The organism is Leucobacter ruminantium, from assembly GCF_017565705.1.
GTDB lineage: Bacteria > Actinomycetota > Actinomycetes > Actinomycetales > Microbacteriaceae > Leucobacter > Leucobacter ruminantium.
This window is the reverse complement of sequence record NZ_JAGDYL010000026.1, coordinates 27,426-48,830: the sequence shown is the minus strand read 5'-3', so window position 1 is coordinate 48,830 and position 21,405 is coordinate 27,426. Positions and strand designations below refer to the sequence as shown.

Sequence of the window (21,405 nt, the reverse complement as noted above, 5' to 3'; positions counted from 1 at the left end):
CATTCAGCCTCATGAAGCAGTGGCGCGGACTCGCGACACGCTACGACAAACTCGCGGTCACGTACCGTGCAGGGGTCGTGATCGCAGCGATCCTGACCTGGCTACGTATATAGGAGACACGCCCTAGACACGACGGCCAACACCATTCCGACGAGCGCCAGAACGATCGCGACCGACCACACGACGACCCTCAACCAGGTCGGGATCGCGGACTGCTTCGCACTGCACATGTCCCGGATCATAGTCGCCGACTTCACGCGCCCGAGGAGATGCACACGACGTTCCCAGCCAGTCACGCTTGTCGTGCTGGACAAGGAACATAGGGGCATCCCTCTGAGGCTCCTCGAGCGACTGCGGACGTATGAAAAGACGAGAGGCCCCGCGAGAATCGAATCTCGCGGGGCCTCGTTCGCAGCGGAGGAGCGGGGATCAGTGGTGGCCGTGGCCGCCCTCTTCGATCTCGCCCTTCGTGGGGGGCACGATCCGGTCCTCGAAGAACCAGCGGCTGAACCCGGCGCGGAGGCGCTTGCCGAACGGGATGCGTCCGTCGTCGTTCGGGCGGAGCATGAGCGGTGCGTAGTCGTGGTAGCTGACCAGCTCCCAGCGCTCGTACTCGTCCAGAGGCTTGTGCACCTCGATGTACTCGCCGCCGGGCATGCGCACGATGCGGGCCGACTCGAAGCCGTGCAGGGCGATGGAACGATCCTTCTTCTGCAGACCGAGGCAGATGCGCTTGGTGATCAGGTACGCGATGATCGGGCCGAAGATCAGCAGGAACTGCAGTGCGTGGATCACGCCCTCCATGGAGAGCTGGAAGTGCGTCGCCATGAGGTCGGAGCTCGCGCCCGCCCACATCACCGCGTAGAAGGTGACGCCGGCGGCGCCGATCGCGGTGCGGGTCGGAGCGTTGCGCGGACGATCCAGGATGTGGTGCTCGCGCTTGTCGCCCGTGACCCAAGCCTCGATGAAGGGGTAGGCCGCGACGAGCACGAGGAACAGGCCGATGATGATGAGCGGCAGCAGCATGTTCCACGACCAGGTGTAGCCGAACCACTCGGTCTCGAGGCCCGGCGGCACCAGACGCAGCATGCCGTCGGCGAAGCCGATGTACCAGTCGGGCTGGGTGCCGGCCGACACGGGCGAGGGATCGTAGGGGCCGTAGTTCCAGATCGGGTTGATGCCGACGAGGGAGGCGATCAGCACGATCACGCCGAACACGATGAAGAAGAAGCCGCCGGCCTTCGCCGCGTACACGGGGAGGACGGGGAAGCCGACCACGTTCTGCTGGGTCTTGCCCGGTCCGGGGTACTGCGTGTGCTTGTGGATGACCACGAAGGCGAGGTGCAGAGCGACGAACAGGATCACCATCGCGGGCAGCACCATGATGTGCAGCATGTAGAGCCTGCCGACGATCGCGGTGCCGGGGAACTCGCCTCCGAAGAAGAAGAACGAGAACCAGGTTCCGATCACGGGGATGGCCTTGATGATGCCGTCGATGATGCGGAGGCCGTTGCCGGAGAGCACGTCATCGGGGAGCGAGTAGCCGGTGAAGCCCTCGGCCATCGCGAGCACGAAGAGCACGAAGCCGATGACCCAGTTGAGCTCGCGCGGCTTGCGGAACGCGCCGGTGAAGAAGATGCGCAGCATGTGCAGGCCGATGGACGCCACGAAGAGCAGCGCCGCCCAGTGGTGCACATGGCGCATGAGCAGGCCGCCGCGCACCGAGAAGGAGATGTCGAGCGTCGAGGCCATGGCCACCGACATCTCGAGACCCTTCATGGGCGTGTAGGGGCCCTCGTAGTGCACCTCCGCCATCGACGCCTGGAAGAACAGGGTCAGGAAGGTGCCCGAGATCAGGATGACGACGAAGCTGTAGAGGGCGACCTCGCCGAGCAGGAACGACCAGTGATCGGGGAAGACCTTGCGGCCGAACTCCTTGACCGCGACGCCGATCTTGGTGCGCTCGTCGATGTAGTTCGCCGCTGCGGCCGTGAAACGGCTCGAGCCGCTCTGCGCCTGCCCGCTCTGCGCGGGGGTTTCGGTAACGGTGCTGCTCACTTGAGACGCTCCCAGAAGCTCGGGCCGACAGGTTCGTGGAAATCGCTCTGCGCGACGAGGTAGCCCTGGTCGTCGACCGTGATGGGCAGCTGAGGCAGCGGGCGCTTCGCCGGGCCGAAGACGACCTTGGCGTGCTCGGAGACGTCGAACTGCGACTGGTGGCAGGGGCAGAGCAGGTGATGGGTGTGCTGCTCGTACAGCGCCACGGGGCAGCCGACGTGCGTGCAGACCTTGGAGTAGGCGACGATGCCGTCGTACGACCAGCCCTCGCGCTCGGGGAGCTCCTTGAGCTCCTCCTGGTCGAGGCGCATGAGGAGCACGATCGCCTTGGCCTTCGCGTCGAGCAGGTTGTCGCTGCCGCCGCGCTCGTCGAGGCTGAGCTTGTGGAAGTCCTCGTGGTTGAGGGTCTCGGGGATCACGTGGAAGGCCGAACCGATGGTGACCTCGCTGGCCTTGATCGGCACGCCGGAGGGGTCGCGGGCGAGACGAACGCCCTTGTCCCACATGGTGTGCTTCAGGAGCTGCACGGCGTCGCGATCCTGCGGGGCGAGGCTGCGCAGGAGGGTGATGCCGGGAAGCGGGAAGGCGATCAGCGCGCCGATGAGGCTGTTGCGAACGAGGGAGCGGCGGGAGAAACCGGACTCCTCGTCGGCGAGCTTGAAGACCTCTGCCGCGCCCTCGCGCGTGGGCTCGTCGCTCGGAACGGGGTGGCGGTAGTCGATCGACTCGTGATCGGCCATGATCGCCTTGCCCCAGTGCACCGCGCCGATGCCGATCGCGAGCAGGGCGAGCGCCATGCCGAGACCGACGAACATGGTGTGGAGGCGGATCGCCAGAAGCTCGCCCGACTCGATCGGGAAGAACATGTAGGCGAGCACCGCGCCGAGGCTGCCCGCGATCGAGATGTAGAAGAGGGTGTAGACCGTGCGCTCGGCGCGCTTCTCCCTCTTCGGGTCGAGATCGGTGACGCGCTTCCGGTGCGGGGGAAGACCCGGATTCTGTACAGCGTCGGACGAGATGACGGCAGTGCCGGCACCCTCACCGCCGCCGTGGCTGTGGGCGGCGACAACGGCGTTCTCGCCGCCGTTGTTCTGCGCTTCCTCTGCCATGTTGCTCCTTGATTCCTGAATAGTCGATATCTGTGCGCGGGTTCCGAAACTAGTTCGACTTCGCGGTGACCCAGACGGTGAGACCGATGATCGCGCCCAGGCCGATCACCCAGATGAAGAGGCCCTCGGCCACGGGGCCGATCGAGCCGAGAGTCAGGCCGCCGACGGCGGGCTCGTTCTCGATGTACTTGAGGTACGAGATGATGTCGGCCTTCTCCTGCGGCGAGATGTTCGCGTCGCTGAACACGGGCATGTTCTGGGGGCCGGTGACCATGGCCTCGTAGATGTGCGTGGGTGCGACCCCGGTGAGCTTCGGAGCGAACTTGCCCTGGGTCAGGGCACCGCCCGCGGCGGCCACGTTGTGGCACATCGCGCAGTTGATCTTGAACAGCTGACCGCCGTTCGCGATATCGCCGTCGCCCTGCAGGTACTGCGACTCGGGGAGCGCGGGTCCGGGGGCGAGCGAGGCCACGTAGGCGGCCATCTGGAGCGTCTGCTCCTCGGTGAACTGCTTGGGCTTCACCATTCCCTGCGGGCCCTGGAACGCCAGCGGCATGCGGCCGGTGCCGACCTGGAAGTTCACCGAGGCGGCGCCCGCGCCGTAGAGCGAGGGGCCGTCGTTGGTGCCCTGCGCCTCTGCGCCGTGGCAGGTGGCGCAGTTGGCGCCGAACAGCTTCTTGCCCTCTTCGATGGTCTGCGGGGAGGTCAGGTCGATCTCGGCCGTGGCGGAGGTCTGGCTGAAGCCGGCGTATGCGGCGCCCGTGACGAGCAGGCCGATCGCTACGAGAGCGACGGTGGCGAGCGGGTGCCGACGACCCGACTTGCGGAGGTTCTTCTTGGCGCGAGCCATGATGCCTTGTTCTCCTGACCCTTACTTGAGGACGTAGATGACGATGAACAGGATGATCCAGACGATGTCGACGAAGTGCCAGTAGTAGGACACGACGACCGCCGTGGTCTCCTCCTTGTGCGTGAAGTTCTTGACAGCGTAGATGCGGCCGATCACCAGGAGGAAGGCGACGAGGCCGAGCGAGACGTGGATGCCGTGGAAGCCCGTGGTCATGTAGAACGCAGAGCCGTACGGGTCGGAGGCGAGCGTGATGCCCTCGGACACGAAGGTCGCGTACTCGTAGGCCTGGCCCGCGACGAAGATGGCTCCCATGAAGAAGGTGAGGTAGAACCACTCGACCGTGCCCCACTTGCCGTTCGCCTTCCGGGGCTGCATGCGCTCGGCTGCGAAGACGCCGGCCTGTGCGGTGAAGGAGGAGGCGACCAGGATCAGGGTGTTGATGAGGGCGAAGGTGAAGTTGTGCTTCTCCGTCTGCTCGGCCCACAGCTCGGGGTTCATCGCGCGAAGCGTGAAGTAGATGGCGAAGAGGCCGGCGAAGAACATGACCTCGCTGCCGAGCCACACGATCGTGCCGACGGCGACGAGATTCGGTCGCTTCACCGAGGGCACGGCTGACTTGGTATTCATAGTGGTCGTTGTCACCCCTCCATTATGGCTGAAAGTTTGGTGTGCGTTTTCACCTGGGGTCGGCGCGCCGAACTTTCTGCGAGTTCCTGGTGCAAGCCTAGCGGGTCGGGGAGGTCGTTCGCGCACCTCGCGAACCCCGAATTCATCTGATGAAAAAGGGTATTCGGGTGGGGTCTGTGAAGGCCCGCCTCCGTCGCCCGCTCGGGCCCCCGCCGCTGCCGCGAGGGATCATAGCCGCTCGGTAGAATCGACCCATGATCGATGAACGGAACTGGCCCGATGTCCTGACCGCGCTGCTCGACGGCGACGACCTGAGCGTGTCGCAGGCCGAGTGGGCGATGTCGGCCTTCATGGCGGGCGAGGCCACGGGGGCGCAGATCGGCGGCTTCCTGGTGGCGCTCCGGGCCAAGGGCGTGACGGTCGACGAGGTCATCGGTTTCCGAGATGCGATCCTCGCGGCCGCGGAGCCGATCGAGCTGCCCGCGATGTCGCTCGACATCGTCGGTACCGGCGGAGACCGCTTCGGCACCGTCAACATCTCCACGATGGCCTCAATCACCGCCGCGGCAGCGGGCGCGCCGGTGGTGAAGCACGGCAACCGCGCGGCGAGCAGCCTGTCCGGCTCCTCCGACGTGCTGAGCGCTCTCGGGGTCGACCTCGGCCTCGACGCCGGGCAGCTGGCGCGGGCCTTCGACGAGGCGGGCATCGCGTTCGTGCACGCCGCGCGCTTCCTGACCGGCTTCCGCCACGTCGCGCCTGCCCGGGCCGAGCTCGGCATCCCGACGGTGTTCAACTTCCTCGGGCCGCTCTGCAATCCCGTGCGTCCGGAGGCCTCGGCGGTCGGCGTCGCCGATCTCGAGCGCGTGCCGCTCTTCGTCGGCGTCTTCCAGCTGCGCGGAGCCTCCGCACTCGTCTTCCGGGGCGACGACGGCCTCGACGAGCTGACGACGACGGGTCACTCCCGCATCTGGGAGGTGAGCCGGGGCGCCGTGACCGAGCACGATCTGGACCCGAGGGATCTCGGCATCGCGCGCGCCTCGATCTCGGATCTCGCAGGCGGCACCCCGGAGGAGAATGCCGATGTGGTGCGCCGTGTGCTCGGGGGCGAGCCCGGCCCCGTGCGCGACGTCGTGCTGCTGAACGCCGCGGCCGGCCTGGTGGCCTACGATCTGGCCTCCGATCCCGAGACGGCGGAGCGCCCGCTGCTCGAACGGCTCGGCGGAGGCATGCGCAGGGCCGCCGACGCGATCGACTCCGGCCTGGCGGTCGCCAAGCTCGAGGCCTGGGTGCGATCGACGGCTCGACAGGGATCGGGCGAGGCGCACCGCTAGAGGGAGGCGACCGACCGACGAGGAGCGCGGCCGGCGAGGCACGCGACGAGAGAGTCGGCGGACCGGCGAAGCTCGCGGATTAGGGAGTCTGCGCCGGGGGAGCCGCCTCCGCCTGGACGGTCGGCTTCTCCGCGTCCTTCCCGTCCTTCGGGCGGTCCATGCGGGTGTACTTCGCGAAGAACGGCATCGGGTCGACGGGCTCGTCGTTCACCCGGAGCGCGAGGTGCAGGTGCGGGCCGAACGACATGCCGGTGTTCCCGACCTTGCCGGCGGGATCGCCCATCTTCACGGTGTCGCCGACGCTGTACGTGTGCGAGCCGTCCTGCATATGGCAGTAGCGGCTCGTCACGGTCTTGCCGTCGATGCGGTGCTCGACCTTGAGACCGAAACCGCAGCCGTCGTCCGCCTGGCCGGCCTCGAGAACGGTGCCGTCGGCGATGACCTGGATCGGGGTGCCGGCCGCGGCCGCGAAGTCCTGCGCGTCGTGGAACTGCTCGACGGGCGCGGTGCGGTATCCGAAGCCGTCGGTGAGCATCACGGGGGAGGCGAAGGGGTAGTTCACGAGAGCCTCGGGGCGGAAGGCATAGCTCTGCGGCGTCGAGTCGTCGATCTCCGCCGCCGTGATCTCGGTGAGCGAGGCCGGCAGTTCTTCGGCGGAGAGCTCGGAGAAGAGGCGCTGCTGAGCTGCCGCCGCCGCGTCGCCCTCGGCCGCGGGCGGGTTCGCGAACGGGAAGGCGAGCGCGACGACCAGACCGCAGACGCTCGCCGTCGCGGCCAGGCTCGCGAGGCGCCGCCCGATCGACGGGCGCTCCCGCTTCGCCTCGACGGCGTCGAGCGCCACCACCGGCACGTGCTCGAGGCGGGGGAGCCGCACCGAGTTCGTCCGAGGCGCGGCATCGGGGGCCGAGGGCATCGCGGTCGGCTCCCGGACCGTTGCAGACTCCTGCTCGGCGACCGTCTCGGCCGCGGGTTCCTCCGTCCGCTGCGAGAGGGCTTCGGCCGCCTCGCGCAATGACCTGCGCGAGGGATACGGCCCGTTCGCGGGCGTGGAGGAATCGATCATGCGGGCTTTCGGTACGGTGTCGCGTCGGGTGTGCGGAAGGTCACGAATAGGTTACAGGCTCATGACGCGAGGCGCCAGATCCGTGCTCAGCTGCGCGCGGCCCGAACGAAACGCCGGATCAGTTCGAGGTCCTTCACTCCCGGAGCCCGTTCCACGCCGCTCGAGACGTCGACGCCCCAGGGGCGGGCGGCGGCGATCGCCTCGGCGACGTTGCCCGGCTCGAGACCGCCCGCGAGGATCCAGCCGTCTCCGATGCGCGCCGCGGTCTCCTGCTCCGCGAGCGCAGCGAGATCCCAGCTCTCGCCCGATCCGGGAGTCGCCCCGTCGATGAGCAGATGCTCCTCCCCGTACTCGCCGGCCCGCAGCCGCGGTTCCGCGACGAGCGAGGTCGCCCTCCACACTCGGGGAAGCACCTCGAGCGCCGCGGCGAAGTCGGCGCCCGAATAGGGACCGTGCAGCTGCAGCACGTCGAAGCCCAGCTCGAGCGCCGTCTCCGCGGCCGCGCGCGCGGGCACGCCTCGCACCACCAGCACCGCGTCGAGCCCGGATCCCTCGACCGCCGCCACGACCGAGGCGGCCTCGTCGCGACTCGCATCGCGGGGGCTGCCCTCGCTCATCACGACGCCGACGGCGTCGGCCCCGGCGTCGACCGCGACCCGTGCGGCGAGCTCGTCGCGCAGCCCGCAGATCTTGATGTACATGGCAGCCAGCGTACCGGGAATGATCGCATCGCGGGCCGCGTTGCAGACGAGGGATCCGTTGACCGAGGGATCCGATGACACAGTCGTGTCCGCGCCGGCGGGCGCGGCGAGCAGAAGGAGCGAGTGGATGGGTTCGGAGAACACGGTGGGGGCGGATGCGCTCAAGCGGGCGTTCCGGGAGCACCCCACGGGTGTGGCGCTGATCACCGCGCAGACCCCTGACGGCCCCGTCGGGCTCACAGCCTCGAGCGTGGCGTCGGTGGGCATCGACCCTCCGGCGGTCTCCTTCTCGGTCACCCGGGCGACCGGCAGTGCGGGCGGCATCCTCGGCGCCGACAGCTACCTGATCCACCTGCTCGACGGCAGGCACGCCGACATCGCTGGCTCCTTCGCGGTCTCCGGCTCCGAGAGATTCACCGAGCGGCAGGGGTGGAGGGCGCTGCCCACGGGCGAGCCGTATCTGCCGGACACGCGTGTCGCGCTGCGCTGCCGCACGCTCCACTCGCTCGGGGTGGGATCCTCCGTCATCGTGGTGGCCGAGGTGCTGGGCGCCGAGTTCGGCGAGGCGGCCGAGCCGATGGTCTACTTGGACCGCGCCTTCCGATCCCTCGCCTGAGCGGGGCCGGGCCGCTTCAGGCCAGGGCCGCCTCGATCGCGGCGAGCACGGCGGGATCGTCGGGCTCCACCTGCGGGCGGAACCGGGTGATCGTGTCGTCGGGCGCGATCACGAACTTCTCGAAGTTCCACTTGATGCGGCCGGTCTTGCCCGAGGCGTCCGGCACCTCGTGCAGCAGCGCGTAGAGCGGATGCTTGCGCCGACCGTTCACCTGTACCTTCTCCATCAGTGGGAAGGTGACGCCGTAGCTCGCCGAGCAGAACGTCTTGATCTCCTCGGCGTCCCCCGGCTCCTGGTTCAGGAACTGGTTGCAGGGGAAGCCGAGCACCGTGAAGCCCCGCGGCCCGTAGCGCCGCTGCAGCTCCTCGAGCTTCGTGTACTGCGGCGTCAGGCCGCACTTCGACGCGACGTTGACGACGAGCACGGCGCGGTCGGCGTATTCGGCGAGCGCGGTCCGCTCGCCGTCGATGGTGGTCAATGGGATCTCTCGAAGCTCCATGCCACCAGCGTACGCCTCGGGGGAGCGCGCGGGGCCGCCTACTCCTCGTCGGCGAGAGATCGCACGGGGATGCCCACGGTGTCGAGGTTGCGCCGCTTGTCCCGTCGCTCGACGGCGATGCTCACGAGCAGCAGCGCGGTGCCGAGCACGGCGAGCACGAGGCCCGCCCAGGCCGGGGCGCGGTATCCGAGCCCGCCGGCGATGACGAGCCCGCCGAGCCAGGCCCCCAGGCTGTTGCCGATGTTGAACGAGGCGTGATTGATGGCCGCGCCGAAGAGCGCCGCCTCGTGCGAGATGCGGATGAGGCGCGCCTGCACCGCGGGCATGAGCAGCGACGAGGTCGCGCCGAGCAGGAAGCAGCCGATGAAGAGACCGGCCGGGTGCCCCGCGATCTGCGTGTAAAGCAGCAGCGCTGCGATGAAGGAGCCGAAGCCGATGCAGGCCGTGCGGTTGAGGTTGCGGTCGCTCGCCCAGCCGCCCGCGAGGTTGCCGATCGTCATGCCGAGGCCGAGCGTCGCGAGCACCCAGGGCACCGCCGTGGCGGGCAGGCCGGTCTCGCGGGTGGTCACCTCGGCGATGTAGGAGTACACGGCGAAGAACCCGCCGAAGCCGACGGCTCCGACGGCGATCATGATCCACACCCGCGGATTGCGCAGCGCCGACAGCTCCGCGAGCGGGCTGCGCGCCGGGTTGCCCGGGTAACGCGGCAGGAACACGATCACCAGCACGAGCGTGATCGCGAAGATGAGGGCGACGAGCACGTAGGCCGTGCGCCAACCCAGCGCCTGGCCGAGCCCCGTGGCGAGGGGCACGCCGAAGATGTTCGCGACGGTCAGGCCGCTGAGAGAGAGCGCCACGCCGCGCCCCTGGCTGCCGGGTCCCATGATGCGGGCGGCGAGCAGGGCCGCGACGCCGAAGTAGGCTCCGTGAGGCAGTGCGGCGATGAAGCGGACCACCGCGAGGGAGCCGAAGCCGGGCATCAGCGCCGACGCCGCCGATCCCACGACGAACAGCGCGAGGAGCCAGTACGCGAGCCTCGTCTGCGACATGCGGGCTCCGAACACCGCGAACAGCGGCGCCCCGACGACGACCCCGAGCGCGTAGACGGTGATCAGCACGCCCGCCTGTGCGATGACTCGGTCGGGCGACTCATCGAATCCGGGCAGCAGCTCGCGGGCGATGTCGGGCAGCAGTCCCATCGCCGCGAACTCGGTGACGCCGATGCCGAAGCCGCCGAGCGTGAGGGCGAAGAGGGCCATGTTGCGGCGGAACGGGGTGAGCTGCTGCATCGGTGCGCCTCCAAGGGGTCGGTGAGGGGTCGGGAGTGTCCCCGATCGGCGAGGGATCGGGAGCGATCCTCGCCGCATGGAAAGCGCGACGCTGCGACCCCGCAAGGATACCGCCGGCCCCTCCCCATCGCGAGGGATCGCGGAAACACGATCGTCATGCACGGTAACCGAGCGGGGCGAGGGTGCCGGGCTGCGGCATAATCGGGCCGTGGCTCCTGCCGCCCCTGCACGAACATCGAAACGAGGTATCCGTGAAGCTCCGCACCCTCGCCCCGCTCCTCGCGGCGGCGCTGCTGCTCGTCGGCTGCGCCGACAACTCCGCGGACGAGGCGGCCGTCGACGCCCCTGCGGGCGAGGTCCGCAGCTGGCAGCAGATCCGCGAGTCCGGTGTGCTGCGCGTCGGCACGATCACCGACTACCCGCCGAACGAGTTCAAGACCGACGACGGCCGGCCCACGGGCTGGGCGGTCGAACTCGTGGAGGCGATCGCGGACGATCTCGGCCTCGAGGTCGAGTACGAGCTGCTGCTGTTCGACAACATCCTGCCGCGAATCGAGGGCGGAGCGATCGACATCGGCGTCGGGTCCTTCACGGACACTCGCGAACGGCAGGAGGTCGTGGACTTCGTCAATTACTACGAGGCGGGATCGCTGTGGGCCGCGCCCGCGGGAAGCGACGTCGACCCCGAGCATGCCTGCGGGCTCTCGGTCGCCGTCATGTCGGGCGGGACGCAGCACCTCGTCGAGCTGCCCGAACGCAGCGCCGCCTGCGAGGCCGCCGGTGAGGAACCCATCGAGATCCTTCCCTTCACGGGCCAGCCGGAGGTCACCAACGCGGTGGTAGGCGGCAAGGCCGACGCGTTCTCGGCCGACTCGCCCGTCACGATCGATGCGATCGGAGCACTCGACGGCGAGCTCGAGGCCGTCGGCGAGCTGTTCGACGCCGCGCCCTACGGACTGCCCGTCGCGAAGGGCAGCGAGCTCGCGGAGCCCGTGCGGGAGTCGCTGCAGCGGCTCATCGACGACGGTACCTATGAGGCGCTGCTGCGCGAGTATCGCTCGGAGGCGGGCGCGATCGAGCGGGCCACGATCAACGTGGCGACCGAATAGGGATCAGGCCGCGAGCGCCCGCACCGCGGCCGAGACGGCCGAGATCTCAGCCGTGTCCACTCGGCAGCAGCCCCCGATGAGCCTCGCCCCGGCCGCGGCCCACTCCGGCACGCGGGCGTCGAGCGGGGCGGCGCTGCCCGACCAGGAGCGCGAGCGCGCGTCCCACTCCTCGCCGCTGTTCGGGTAGACGATGAGCGGCAGCTCCGTGACGGCGCGCATGAGCCGCAGGGCGGTCGTGGCATCCACGGCGTCGGAGCAGTTGACGCCGACCGCGAGCAGGCCTGGCGTCTGATCGGCGAGGCGGGCGGCGTCCGCGATCGAATCGCCCGAGCGCAGTGCGCCGCCCGAGACGGTGAAGCTCATGATCGACGGCGCTCCGAGTTCGGCGAGCTCGATGGAGAGGGCCCGCACCTCGTCGAGCGAGGGGATCGTCTCGCACAGCAGCGCGTCGGGGGCCGCCGAGGCGAGCACGCCGAGTCGGCGGCGATGCCAGCGGCGCAGCTCGTCGACGTCCGCCCCGTAGTCTCCCGTGTACTCGCTGCCGTCGGCGAGGGCGGCGCCGTACGGGCCCGCCGAGGCGAGGATCCAGGCGTCGTCCGGGGCGAGCCCGGCCTCCTCGCGGGCTTCGCGCGCCACGTCGACGCTGCGCAGCAGCAGCCGGTCGACCTCCGCCTCATCGACGCCGATGCGCGCGAACCCCTCGTAACTCACCTGATACGAGCAGGTGGTGGCGACGCGCGCGCCCGCCGCGAAGAAGTCGACGTGGGCCGCGCGCACCTCGGCGGGGTCGTTCCGCAGGATCTCGGCAGACCAGAGCTCTCCGGTCACATCGTTGCCGCGGGCAGCGAGGCGCGTGCCGAGGCCGCCGTCGAGCGGAATCGGCGCGGCCGCGAGCGCCTCCGCGAGCGACGCCGTCACCAGCCCCGCGCCAGCCAGGCGTCGAGGTCGGCCCGCTCTGCCGCGATCGTCGTGCTGTCGCCATGGCCGGGCCGCGCCTCGGTCTCGCCGGGCAGCTCGAACAGCCTTGCGCGGATCGAATCGATGATCTGCGGGAAGCTCGAGTACTCCCAGCGCGTCGCGCCCGGGCCTCCCCTGAAGAGCGTGTCGCCGGAGAAGACCGTGCCGAGCGACGGGAGGAGGAAGCACACGGAGCCGGGCGTGTGGCCCGGCGTGTGGGCGGTCACGATCTCGGCGCCCGCGACGAGGAAGGCCGCGCCGTGCTCCAGTTCGAAGTCGGGCAGCGCGTCGCCGTGGGTCTCCCGCCAGAGGAAGAGATCGTCCGGGTGGAGATAGAGATGCGTATCGAGCCTGCCGGCGGCCTCGACCGCCGCGTTCACGTGATCCTCGTGCCCGTGGGTGAGCAGGATCCCGAGCGGGTCGCGGTCGCCGACCGCCGCCACGATCGCATCGGCGTCGTGGGCGGCGTCGACGACCAGGGCCTCCGAGTCGTCGCCGACGACCCAGACGTTGTTCTCGAGCTCGACGCCCTCGGGCGGCATGCCGGGACGGCCCGCCCCGATGAAGCCGCGGGTGACCACTCGCTCGATACGCACCTCGCCCATCGCGACTACTGCCTGGTCACGACGGTCGGGCAGGGCAGCGCCTGCAGCACGCCGTGGCTCACCGAGCCGAGCAGCAGGCGCGTGAGGCCGCCGCGCCCGCGGCTGCCGACGACGAGCAGCGCCGCGTCCTCAGCGGCCTGCACGAGCGCCGACACGGGCGCGGCCTGCACGATCTCGCGGCGCACCTCGAGGTCGGGGTAGCGCTCCGCGAGTCCCGCGACGCCGATGGCGATCGCCTCCTCGGCCGCGCTGCGCTGCGACTCGACGAGTTCCTCGCTCCAGAGGTACTCGAGGCCCGGGGTCAGCGGCGGCATCCACGCGTAGACCGCGACGAGGGGCACGCCGCGCCGCGACGCCTCGGCCGCCGCGTAGGCGATGGCCTTCTTGGATCCCTCCGAGCCGTCGACGCCCACGACGACCGGGCCGTTCTCGCGCGGCTCGTACTCGGCGGGGATCACCGCGACGGGGCAGTGCGCCACGGCCGCGATCTTCACGGCCCGCGTGCCGAAGAACGAGCCGGCGAAGCGGCTGCCGCTGTGAGCGCCGAGCACCAGCAGGTCGGCCCGCTTGGAGGCCTCCTCGACCTCGGCGATCGGGTGTCCGACCACGGCGGTGCCGGAGATCGGGCCGTCGTAGCCGAGCCCCTTCGCGTACTCGCTCTCGGCCGCGAGCATCTGCTCGGACGCCTTCTGCGCCTCGGAGAGGAACGCGACGCTCTCCGACAGGAACGAGTCGTCTGCGACGTGCAGCAGTTCGACGGACGCGTGACGCTCGGACGCCCGCGCGAGGCCCCACGCGAGGGCCTTCTTGCTGTGCTCCGACCCGTCGACGCCGATGATGTATCTCTCGGACATCTCTTCCGTCCTTTCTCTTGGAGGCTCTGGGGAACTCTTGCGCGGCGCCTGCCGCCGTCAGGCTTCGAGTGCGGGAAGGTGCAGCGGGTGCACGCCCGCCAGCTGCTCGATGATGCGCACCACCTGGCAGCTGTAGCCGTACTCGTTGTCGTACCACACGTAGACCACCGCGCTGTCGCCCGTGGCGATCGTCGCGAGGCCGTCGACGATGCCCGCTCGGTTCGAGCCGACGAAATCGGTCGAGACGATCTCGGCGGACTCGACGTAGTCGATCTGCGTGCGCAGGGCACCGGTCAGCGAGACCTGCTGCAGCATCCCGTTGATCTCGTCGCGCGTCGTCTCGCGCTCGAGCTGCAGGTTGAGCACCGCCATCGAGACGTCGGGCGTGGGCACGCGGATCGCATTGCCGGTCAGCTTGCCCTCGAACTCGGGCAGCGCCTTCGACACGGCCTTCGCCGCACCCGTCTCGGTGAGGACCATGTTGAGCGCGGCGGAGCGGCCGCGACGGTCGCCCTTGTGGAAGTTGTCGATGAGGTTCTGGTCGTTGGTGTAGGAGTGGACCGTCTCGACGTGCCCGCGCTTCACGCCGAAGCGGTCGTTGAGCACCTTGAGCACGGGGGTGATCGCGTTCGTCGTGCACGACGCTGCGCTCACGATCGTGTGCTCGTCGGTGATCCGGTCGTTGTTCACGCCGTAGACGATGTTGAGCATGTCGCCCTTGCCCGGCGCCGTGAGCAGAACGCGTGCGATGCCCTCGTTGCGCAGGTGCTGCGAGAGTCCGTCGGAGTCGCGCCAGCGGCCGGTGTTGTCGACCAGGATCGCATCCTCGATGCCGTACTGCGCGTAGTCGACATCGGCCGGATCGTTCGAGTAGATGACCTGGATGCGCACGCCGTTCGCGAGGATCACGTTCTCGTCCTCCAGCACCTTGATCGTGCCGTTGAACGGACCGTGCACCGAGTCGCGGCGCAGCAGGTTGGCCCGCTTGGCGAGGTCGTTCTCCGATCCCTTCCGCACGACGATCGCGCGCAGGTTCAGCCCGTTGCCGCTGCCGGAGTGCTCGATGATGATGCGTGCGAGGAGGCGGCCGATGCGGCCGAAGCCGTAGAGGACGACGTCGGTGCCCGAGCCGGGGCGGGCGTCGAGGGCGGGAGCGAGCGTCTCGCGGAGGTAGGCCTCGACGTCGCCGCCGCCCGAGGCGCGGAAGCCGCTCGCGAGCAGCGCGAGGTCGACCGACACCGGGCCGGGCTGGATCGCGGCCAGCGCCTCGACGAGTCGCACGGTCTCCTCGAGCGGAAGCTCGACCTCGTCGATCTTCCTGGCGAAGCTGTGCGCCCGGATGATGTCGATGGGGGAGCGGCCGACCAGGCTGCGCCCGTGGATCGACATGACCACGTCGCGATCCCTGTAGAGCTGCCCGATCAGCGGAATCATCCGCTCTGCGAGTTCCTGCTTCGCCTTCCAAGCCTCGAGGTGAGCATCAGCACGCTGGTTCATGTGAACGGAGGGTTCCTTTCAACGATTGAAGAAGTGATCGGCCTGCCCGCCGGCGCCGCGTCGTGGCGGCACCTCCAGTATCCCACGCGGGGCACGATGACGCTGTGTGACACGAGGATTTCGCGCAGTGGGCGTCGTGCTGCATGGTTGTTCATGGAGCCCGCCGTGAAACGCGTCGCGGGCGAGATTTGCAACTGAGACGAAGAGGTATTCGGAAATCATGAGACTCAAGAAGAGCGGCATCGTCTTCGCCTCCATCGCGGCGTTCTCGCTCGCGCTGACGGGCTGCGCGTCCGGGGGCGCGTCGGACGAGGGATCGAAGAAGACCGAGACGGTGCGCCTCGGCGTCGTCGGCGAGAGCAACCCGTACTGGACCGACTTCGTCGACGCGGCGGCCGAGGAGGGCATCGAGGTCGACCTCGTCGACTTCCAGGACTACAACCAGCCCAACCCGGCACTGAGCCAGGGCGACCTCGACCTGAACCAGTTCCAGCACGTCGTCTACCTCGCCGAGTACAACGTGGCGAACGACGACGACCTGGTGCCGATCGGCTCGACCGCCATCTACCCCCTCGCCCTGTTCTCGGACAAGTACGACTCCGTCGAGGACATCCCGGAGGGCAGCGAGATCGCGATCCCGAACGACGTCGTGAACCGCGCACGCGCGCTGCTCGTGCTGCAGTCGGCCGGTCTGCTCGAGCTCAAGGGCGGCGGCACGATCTTCTCGACCCCCGACGAGATCGACGCCTCCAAGTCGAAGGTCAAGATCATCGAGGTGCAGGCCGACCTCGTGCCCAACTCGCTCGCGGACGTCGCGGGCGGCGTCGTCAACAACGAGTTCGCGACCAAGGCCGGTCTCGACTACGCCGACGCGATCGCCCAGGACGACCCCAGCGATCCGAACGCGCTGCCCTACGTCAACATCTTCGCCGCCCGCGCCGAGGATCAGGACAACGAGACCTACAAGAAGCTCGTCGAGATCTACCAGGGCACCCAGGCGGTGCAGGACGGCGTCGTCGAGGATTCGGGCAACACCGCGGTGATGACCAAGGTCCCCGTCGCCGATCTGCTCGAGAGCCTCAAGCGGGTCGAGGACGACGTCCGCGCCAACAGCTGACGGCGGCTCGACGCGACGGCCGGCCGCGCTCCCGCCGAGCAGGCGGGGGCGCGGCCGTTCTCGCTCGATGCGCCCCGATGGTGTCGCCGGGGATCCATCCCGTGCGAAAATGCCACGGGGATCACACCCACGCAGCAGAACCCCAGGCAGCAGAAGGAGAACGATGACTCGCGTGCAAATGATCGGGGTCGGCAAGCGCTACCCCGCGCGGGGGAGCGGCTCTGCCCCGGTCGTCGCGGTCGACGACGTGTCGATCGATGTCGCCTCGGGCGAGATCCACGCCGTCATCGGCTACTCCGGAGCTGGGAAGAGCACCCTGCTGCGGCTGGTGAACGGCCTGGAGCAGGCGACCTCGGGGAGCATCCTGGTCGGCGACGACGACGTGACGAAGCTGTCGGAGTCGAAGCTCCGCGCGGTGCGCGGCCGCATCGGCATGATCTTCCAGCAGTTCAACCTCTTCCACTCGAAGAAGGTCGCGAAGAACGTCGAGTACCCGCTCGTGGTCGCCGGCGTTCCCGCCGAGGAGCGCAAGCGCCGGGTCGCCGAGATGCTCGACTTCGTCGGCCTCGGCGACAAGGCCGACTCGTACACCGACCAGCTGTCGGGCGGGCAGAAGCAGCGCGTCGGCATCGCGAGGGCGCTCGCCACGAACCCCGGCGTGCTGCTCGCCGACGAGGCGACGAGCGCGCTCGATCCCGAGACCTCGCAGGAGGTGCTCGGGCTGCTGAAGCGGGTGAACGAGGAGTTCGGGATCACGATCATCCTCATCACCCACGAGATGGAGGTGGTGCGCTCCATCGCGAATCGCGTCACCGTCATGGAGAAGGGCCGCGCGGTCGAGCAGGGCGACGTGTTCGACGTCTTCTCGGACCCGCAGACCGACACCACCCGCAAGTTCGTCGCGACGGCGCTGCCCACGCAGCCGGAGGCCGAGCACCTCGAGGAGCTGCACCGCAGGCACCGCGGCAGCCTCGTCACCCTCACCTTCCGCGACGGCGACGTCGACCAGCCCGTCGTCTTCCAGACCCTCGCCGACCGGGGCGTCGGCGTGAGCATCGTGCACGGGGGCGTCACCGACGTCGGCGGCCGCAGCTTCGGCAAGCTCACACTCGAACTCATCGGCGACGACGTGCGCGTCGAGCACGCGATCGCCGCACTCGGCCAGCAGGCCGACCTGGAGGTGCTGGCACGATGAACGATCTGATCCCGCTGCTCCCGAAGCTGCCCGAGGCGATCCTGCAGACGGTGATCTACGTCACCGCGGCCATGACGATCGGCGGCGGCCTCGGCCTCTTCTTCGGCATCGTGCTCGTCGTGACCCGTCGGGGAGGGATCGCGCCGAACGCACCCGTGTTCTACACGCTGAACTTCCTCGTCAACTTCGTGCGGCCGATCCCGTTCCTCATCCTGGCGTTCACGCTGCAGCCGCTCGCACGCCTCGTCACCGGCACCGGCATCGGGGATCCGGCCTTCATCTTCATGCTCTGCTTCGCGTGCACCTTCGGCATCTCGCGGCTCGTCGAGCAGAACCTGCTCACCGTGCCGCCCGGGGTGATCGAGGCGGCGAGGGCGATGGGTGCCAGCCGCATCCGCATCATCCTCACCGTGCTGATCCCCGAGGGTCTGGGCCCGCTGGTGCTGGGTTACACCTTCGCCTTCGTCGCGATCATGGACATGACGGCGCTCGCCGGCATCCTCGGCGCCGAGGGTCTCGGCAACTTCGCCCTGCTCTACGGCTATCGCCAGTTCAATCCGTGGGTGACCTGGACGGCGATGCTCATCATGATCGCGATCGTGCAGCTCGTGCAGCTGCTCGGCAACGGTCTGGCCCGCAAGCTGCTGCGCCGATGACCGTGCTCGCGGACCTCCGCCGCGCCGCGGAGGAGCTGTGGCCTGCGGCCACGGCCGAGAGCTGGGATCGCGTCGGCCTCGCGACGGGCCGCGACGATTCGCCGCTGCGGCGCGTGCTGCTCGCGGTCGACGCGATCGCCGACACCGTCGACGAGGCGCTCGAGTGGGAGGCCGACGCGCTGCTCACCCACCACCCGCTGCTGCTGCGCGGCGTGCACACGATCGCCGAGGACACGGGCAAGGGATCCCTGCTCGCCCGACTCATCCGGGGCGAGTGCGCGCTGCTCTCGGCGCACACCAACGCCGACCAGCCCGAGGGCGGGGTCTCCGACGTCATCGCGCGCAGGCTCGGCCTCGGGGACATCGCTGCGATCGTGCCCGCGGATGGGCCGACGGCCGTGTTCGGCATCGGGAGGACCGGCTCGCTGCCGCAGCCCGAGACGCTGCGCGAGTTCGCGGAGCGCGTCGCCGCGATCATGCCCGCGACGGTCGCCGGTGTGCGGGCCGCGGGCGATCCCTCGCGGCCCGTCTCGCGCGTCGCGCTGCTCGGCGGAGCGGGCGACAGCCTCCTCGACCACCCCGCGGTGCGCGGCGCAGACGTGTACCTGACCTCCGATCTGCGGCACCACCCCGCGCAGGAATCGCTCGAGCTCTCGCGGGCGACCGGCGGCCCCGCGCTCGTCGACGTCGCGCACTGGGCGAGCGAGTCGCTGTGGCTCGACGACGCGGCCGCGGAGCTGGGGAGGCGCCTGCCCGGCGTGGAGTTCCGCGTCAGCCGCCGCCGCACCGACCCGTGGACCTTCGCGGTCGGCGGGGAGCACTAGGCTTGACCCCATGAAGGCCAGCCCACGCCAGCAGCTGCTGCTGCTCGACCTGCAGGATCTCGACACCGGGATCGCCCGGCTCCGCCGTCGGCGGCAGACGCTTCCCGAACGCGCTGAGCTCGACGCACTCGCCTCGGAGATCGCGGAGGCGCGCGAGCGGTTCATGGAGGCGCAGCGCGATCTCGACACGCAGCGCGCGGAGATCGAGCGCATCGAGGCCGATGTGCGGCTCGTGCGGCAGCGCCGCGAGCGCGACGAGCAGCTCATCGCCGTGAGCACCTCGAGCAAGGAGGCGCAGGCGCTGCAGCAGGAGCTCGACACGCTCGCGCGGCGCCTCTCCGACCTCGAGGATCGCGAGCTCGAGGTCATGGAGATCCAGGAGACGGCGCAGGCCGCCTTCGACGAGGCCGAGCGCGTGCTTTCGGGCGTCGACGGGCGTCGGGCCGCCATCCAGGCGAAGATCGATGACGCGGAGGCCGCCATCGACCGCGACCTGGCCGCGCAGACGGAGGAGCGGGCGGGCCTGGCCGCCGAGGTGCAGCGCGATCTGCTCGACCTCTACGAGGAGCTGCGCGGACGCATCGGCATCGGTGCCGCGCGGCTGCGGGGAAACGTCTCGGAGGCGAGCAACATGTCGCTCGCTCCCGCCGAGCTCGGCGACATCCTCGCAGCCGCTCCCGACGAGCTCGTGTTCTGCCCGGGTACCGGGGCCATCCTCGTGCGTGCGGCGGAGTAGCGCGCGTCGGGCACACGGGCGACGAGCAGCGCGTCGCGCACGCGGGGGAATGGGCCGCCTGTACGCCGGGTTCTGTCCCGATCGGCGAAGCGATCGGTGACGGTCATCTCTCTCGGGGCACTGTTGCCAGTACCCTCTAGCGGCCTACCCGCAGACTCGGCGAGGAGCGTCGACGCCTGCTGTCTGGCCTTGCTGCGGACGAGGTTTACCTGGCCGTCCGTGTCACCACGGACGCCGGTGGTCTCTTACACCACCCTTTCACCCTTACCCGCCCGGCGAACCGGAGCGGGCGGTCTGCTCTCTGTTGCACTTTCTCGCGGGTTGCCCCGGGTGGGCGTTACCCACCGTCCTCCTCTGTGCAGCCCGGACGTTCCTCGGCGCGGCGCCGCCGAAGCGACCCGCGACGCGACCGTCCAGCGGCCCATTCCGGGTCCCAGTGTAGTGCACGCCGTAGTGCGCGCCGATGCTAGTCCGAGACGGTGAGCAGCTCGAAGCCGTCTTCGCGCACCACGATCGTGTGCTCGAACTGGGCGGTGATGCTCTTGTCGCGCGTCGTGACCGTCCAGCCGTCGTCCCACTGATCCCACTCGTGGGTGCCGAGCGTGAGCATCGGCTCGACCGTGAAGACCATGTTCGGGCGGATGACGTCGTCGTAGACCGGCGCCGAGTCGTAGTGGGGGATGATGAGCCCCGAGTGGAACGACGAGCCGACGCCGTGCCCGGTGAAGTCGCGCACCACGCCGTAGCCGAAGCGCTTCGCGTAGGTCTCGATCACGCGGCCGATGACGTTGACCTGGCGCCCGGGTCTCGCCGCCCTGATCCCTCGCAGCATGGCCTCGTGGGTGCGCTCGATGAGCAGATCCACCTCCTCGGCGACGGCGCCGACCCGGAAGGTGCGGTTGGTATCGCCGTGGAACCCGTCGAGGTAGGCGGTGACGTCGACGTTCACGATGTCGCCCTCGCGCAGCACCGTGTCATCGGGGATGCCGTGGCAGATGACCTCGTTGACCGAGGTGCACGAGGAGGCGCGATAGCCGCGGTAGCCGAGGGTCGAGGGGTAGGCGCCCTGCGACACCACGTACTCGTGGGCGATGCGGTCGAGCTCGGCCGTCGTGACGCCCGGTCGCACGGCTTCGCCCACCGCGTCGAGCGCGCGGGAGGCGATGCGGCCCGCGGCGCGGATACGGTCGATCTCGTGCTCGGCGTAGGTGTCGTCGCCCTCGTGCTTCGGAGGCGCGACGAGGCCGACGTAGGGCGGGCGGGCGATGGACGACGGCACCGTCCGCCCCGCGGGAAGCGCGCCGGGAACGAGGTGGCCGTGAGAATCGAAAGGCATGCCTCTAGTCTATGAAGTGCCGGGAGCCGAGCTCTCCGGCGATCCGACGAGAGGAGCGACCATGGGCAAGCAGGAGTGGGGGATCGACGATCCCTCGGAGACCTTCTGGTTCAACACCCGCACCGGCGAGGTCGAGGAGGGGCCGCAGTCGCTGTCGGTCGACCGCCTCGGCCCCTTCGCCACCCGCGACGAGGCGGCCAGGGCGAACGACATCGTCGCCGAGCGCGCCCGCAAGTGGGCGGAGGAGGACGCCGCGGAGGATTGAGCGGCGGTTCGGACTGCGGCGGGGTCGATCCGCGGACATCGGGCGGCGGATCGGGCGCCCGAAACACGTCTGTCACAGGGGAGCGCTAGTCTGAAACATGTCGAGCAGTCG

22 protein-coding genes and 1 other RNA gene are annotated in these 21,405 nt (G+C 69.5%); 9 read left to right on the top strand and 14 right to left on the bottom strand.

Going from position 1 to position 21,405, the window contains the following annotated elements:
- Nucleotides 1-429: 429 nt before the first annotated feature.
- From qcrB to ctaE, 4 genes are read right to left on the bottom strand one after another with little or no spacing between them, the layout of a single operon-like run.
- Entirely contained in the window at nt 430-2,058 is a 1,629-nt protein-coding gene (gene qcrB, locus J4H91_RS13090) for a cytochrome bc1 complex cytochrome b subunit (RefSeq protein ID WP_208046705.1), read from the bottom strand.
- A complete protein-coding gene (gene qcrA / locus J4H91_RS13085) occupies nt 2,055-3,167 on the bottom strand; it encodes a cytochrome bc1 complex Rieske iron-sulfur subunit (RefSeq protein WP_208046704.1) in 1,113 nt (370 codons plus the stop codon). The genes qcrB and qcrA overlap by 4 nt, the downstream gene beginning before the upstream one ends.
- Nucleotides 3,168-3,216: 49 nt before the next feature.
- Nucleotides 3,217-4,017: a cytochrome bc1 complex diheme cytochrome c subunit gene (qcrC, locus tag J4H91_RS13080; RefSeq protein WP_208046703.1), complete on the bottom strand. Its 801-nt coding sequence runs from the start codon at nt 4,015-4,017 to the stop codon at nt 3,217-3,219.
- Between the two features lie 21 nt (nt 4,018-4,038).
- A complete protein-coding gene (ctaE, locus tag J4H91_RS13075) occupies nt 4,039-4,644 on the bottom strand; it encodes an aa3-type cytochrome oxidase subunit III (RefSeq protein WP_208046702.1) in 606 nt (201 codons plus the stop codon).
- A gap of 254 nt (nt 4,645-4,898) precedes the next feature.
- Between ctaE and trpD the strand changes: the two genes are divergently transcribed.
- On the top strand, nt 4,899-5,975 hold the full coding sequence (gene trpD / locus J4H91_RS13070; protein ID WP_208046701.1) for an anthranilate phosphoribosyltransferase: 1,077 nt from the start codon (nt 4,899-4,901) through the stop codon (nt 5,973-5,975).
- Nucleotides 5,976-6,054: 79 nt separating this feature from the next.
- Here the strand turns inward: trpD and J4H91_RS13065 are convergent, their stop codons facing one another.
- Both J4H91_RS13065 and J4H91_RS13060 read right to left on the bottom strand, forming a co-directional pair.
- Nucleotides 6,055-7,038: a M23 family metallopeptidase gene (locus tag J4H91_RS13065; protein WP_243752966.1), complete on the bottom strand. Its 984-nt coding sequence runs from the start codon at nt 7,036-7,038 to the stop codon at nt 6,055-6,057.
- A gap of 86 nt (nt 7,039-7,124) precedes the next feature.
- Complete coding sequence (locus J4H91_RS13060) at nt 7,125-7,883, bottom strand: phosphoribosylanthranilate isomerase (protein ID WP_341783549.1); 759 nt, start codon at nt 7,881-7,883, stop codon at nt 7,125-7,127.
- Between J4H91_RS13060 and J4H91_RS13055 the strand changes: the two genes are divergently transcribed.
- Nucleotides 7,867-8,355: a flavin reductase family protein gene (locus J4H91_RS13055; RefSeq protein ID WP_208046700.1), complete on the top strand. Its 489-nt coding sequence runs from the start codon at nt 7,867-7,869 to the stop codon at nt 8,353-8,355. The genes J4H91_RS13060 and J4H91_RS13055 overlap by 17 nt on opposite strands.
- A 16-nt stretch (nt 8,356-8,371) precedes the next feature.
- Here J4H91_RS13055 and J4H91_RS13050 read toward each other — a convergent pair whose 3' ends face one another.
- Nucleotides 8,372-8,854 (bottom strand): glutathione peroxidase, encoded by a 483-nt coding sequence (locus J4H91_RS13050; RefSeq protein WP_208046699.1) that lies wholly within the window; start codon nt 8,852-8,854, stop codon nt 8,372-8,374.
- A 38-nt stretch (nt 8,855-8,892) separates the two neighbouring features.
- A complete protein-coding gene (locus J4H91_RS13045) occupies nt 8,893-10,143 on the bottom strand; it encodes an MFS transporter (RefSeq protein WP_208046698.1) in 1,251 nt (416 codons plus the stop codon).
- Nucleotides 10,144-10,394: 251 nt separating this feature from the next.
- Here J4H91_RS13045 and J4H91_RS13040 point away from each other — a divergent pair, with 251 nt between their 5' ends.
- Nucleotides 10,395-11,252, top strand: a complete 858-nt coding sequence (locus J4H91_RS13040; RefSeq protein WP_208046697.1) for a transporter substrate-binding domain-containing protein — start codon at nt 10,395-10,397, stop codon at nt 11,250-11,252.
- Between the two features lie 3 nt (nt 11,253-11,255).
- Here J4H91_RS13040 and mmuM read toward each other — a convergent pair whose 3' ends face one another.
- Genes mmuM through J4H91_RS13020 form a run of 4 tightly spaced genes read right to left on the bottom strand, consistent with a single transcriptional unit; the run spans nt 11,256 to nt 15,165 of the window.
- A complete protein-coding gene (gene mmuM, locus J4H91_RS13035) occupies nt 11,256-12,170 on the bottom strand; it encodes a homocysteine S-methyltransferase (protein WP_208046696.1) in 915 nt (304 codons plus the stop codon).
- Nucleotides 12,167-12,814 carry an MBL fold metallo-hydrolase gene (locus J4H91_RS13030; protein WP_208046695.1) on the bottom strand — a complete coding sequence of 216 codons (648 nt, stop codon included), beginning with the start codon at nt 12,812-12,814 and terminating at the stop codon, nt 12,167-12,169. The genes mmuM and J4H91_RS13030 overlap by 4 nt, the downstream gene beginning before the upstream one ends.
- A gap of 5 nt (nt 12,815-12,819) precedes the next feature.
- On the bottom strand, nt 12,820-13,668 hold the full coding sequence (locus J4H91_RS13025; RefSeq protein WP_208046694.1) for a universal stress protein: 849 nt from the start codon (nt 13,666-13,668) through the stop codon (nt 12,820-12,822).
- A gap of 57 nt (nt 13,669-13,725) precedes the next feature.
- On the bottom strand, nt 13,726-15,165 hold the full coding sequence (locus J4H91_RS13020) for a glyceraldehyde-3-phosphate dehydrogenase (RefSeq protein WP_208046693.1): 1,440 nt from the start codon (nt 15,163-15,165) through the stop codon (nt 13,726-13,728).
- Nucleotides 15,166-15,385: 220 nt separating this feature from the next.
- Between J4H91_RS13020 and J4H91_RS13015 the strand changes: the two genes are divergently transcribed.
- The 5 genes from J4H91_RS13015 (at nt 15,386) to J4H91_RS12995 (ending at nt 19,693) form a co-directional block, all read left to right on the top strand.
- Nucleotides 15,386-16,282: a MetQ/NlpA family ABC transporter substrate-binding protein gene (locus tag J4H91_RS13015; RefSeq protein ID WP_208046692.1), complete on the top strand. Its 897-nt coding sequence runs from the start codon at nt 15,386-15,388 to the stop codon at nt 16,280-16,282.
- 163 nt (nt 16,283-16,445) lie between these two features.
- Complete coding sequence (locus J4H91_RS13010; RefSeq protein WP_208046691.1) at nt 16,446-17,477, top strand: methionine ABC transporter ATP-binding protein; 1,032 nt, start codon at nt 16,446-16,448, stop codon at nt 17,475-17,477.
- The gene (locus J4H91_RS13005; protein ID WP_208046690.1) at nt 17,474-18,133 is read left to right on the top strand and encodes a methionine ABC transporter permease; all 660 of its coding nucleotides are present in this window, start codon (nt 17,474-17,476) and stop codon (nt 18,131-18,133) included. Before J4H91_RS13010 ends, J4H91_RS13005 begins: the two co-directional genes overlap by 4 nt.
- Nucleotides 18,130-18,957, top strand: a complete 828-nt coding sequence (locus tag J4H91_RS13000; RefSeq protein ID WP_208046689.1) for a Nif3-like dinuclear metal center hexameric protein — start codon at nt 18,130-18,132, stop codon at nt 18,955-18,957. Before J4H91_RS13005 ends, J4H91_RS13000 begins: the two co-directional genes overlap by 4 nt.
- 10 nt (nt 18,958-18,967) lie before the next feature.
- On the top strand, nt 18,968-19,693 hold the full coding sequence (locus tag J4H91_RS12995; RefSeq protein ID WP_208046688.1) for a zinc ribbon domain-containing protein: 726 nt from the start codon (nt 18,968-18,970) through the stop codon (nt 19,691-19,693).
- Between the two features lie 45 nt (nt 19,694-19,738).
- Here J4H91_RS12995 and rnpB read toward each other — a convergent pair.
- Nucleotides 19,739-20,118: RNase P RNA component class A (gene rnpB, locus J4H91_RS12990), an RNA gene on the bottom strand.
- A 41-nt stretch (nt 20,119-20,159) separates the two neighbouring features.
- Nucleotides 20,160-21,029 carry a type I methionyl aminopeptidase gene (map, locus tag J4H91_RS12985; RefSeq protein WP_208046687.1) on the bottom strand — a complete coding sequence of 290 codons (870 nt, stop codon included), beginning with the start codon at nt 21,027-21,029 and terminating at the stop codon, nt 20,160-20,162.
- Between map and J4H91_RS12980 the strand changes: the two genes are divergently transcribed.
- Nucleotides 21,028-21,294: a methionine aminopeptidase gene (locus J4H91_RS12980; RefSeq protein WP_341783548.1), complete on the top strand. Its 267-nt coding sequence runs from the start codon at nt 21,028-21,030 to the stop codon at nt 21,292-21,294. The genes map and J4H91_RS12980 overlap by 2 nt on opposite strands.
- The last annotated feature ends 111 nt before the right edge of the window (nt 21,295-21,405 follow it).